The following is a 727-nucleotide window of genomic DNA, read 5'->3' on the forward strand; positions in this document are numbered from 1 at the left end:
TTTCCCTGTTTGTCCGTGTAGGCGGCGGCATAGGTACCATTCTCGCGGCATACCTGCGCATAGTAGGCGGCTTCCTCGGAAGTACCAAAGGGCACGACCACCTGCTCACGCGAGGATTGTTTTTCAGCCATTGCTTTTGCCTGCTCGGGAGTGTTCCCTTCTTTCTTATAATGGCGCTGCCACCAGTCAAAAGCACGTTCCCTGCCACGTCCGAACCGCAAGTAGTTCTCTGTCTGCCTTGTGACGAAGTTTAGGAGGGCGTTTCCCATGTCACCGCCGAAATCCTGAGCCATGTGGCATCATCCTTTCTTTTCCGATTTCCTGCTTTTTGAAGCGGCAAGAATGCCGTCTCCTTGGGGACAGATTATAACGCAGGCTATTTTTCTATCCCTCTGCCCTATACACGAACATGCAGGTAGAAACTGCCAAATGCACGGATGCCGATGATAGAAAAAGACACCATTTAGCATCAAATGAACCCATTTGCGCCTATTTGCGAACGTTGACCCTTTTCTCGTCCGGGTAGAGGGATTCGCCCCTCAACCATCCCGCCCACAAATCTTTCATAAATCCGCAGGCGGATTGACGGAAACATTTGGAACGGAAAAGTTGACCGGCTCCGACTCCCGTGCATTCGCCTTCGCTGCCGCGATGCGCCGGACGCAGGAAAAGCGAGGGGCTTTCCCGCCGGGCACCGCGACCGCTCATTATATGCACGGAGATTGCT

1 protein-coding gene is annotated in these 727 nt (G+C 53.4%); it reads right to left on the reverse strand.

The window, feature by feature from the left end; all coding sequences use genetic code 11:
- Positions 1–293 (reverse strand): hypothetical protein (locus DXA18_RS15455; protein WP_147345621.1); only part of this gene is annotated, 293 nt, incomplete at its 3' end.
- Positions 294–727: the final 434 nt, after the last annotated feature.

This window comes from Dorea sp. AM58-8, from assembly GCF_003464045.1.
In the GTDB taxonomy this organism is placed as follows: Bacteria; Bacillota; Clostridia; order Lachnospirales; family Lachnospiraceae; genus Claveliimonas; species Claveliimonas ammoniilytica.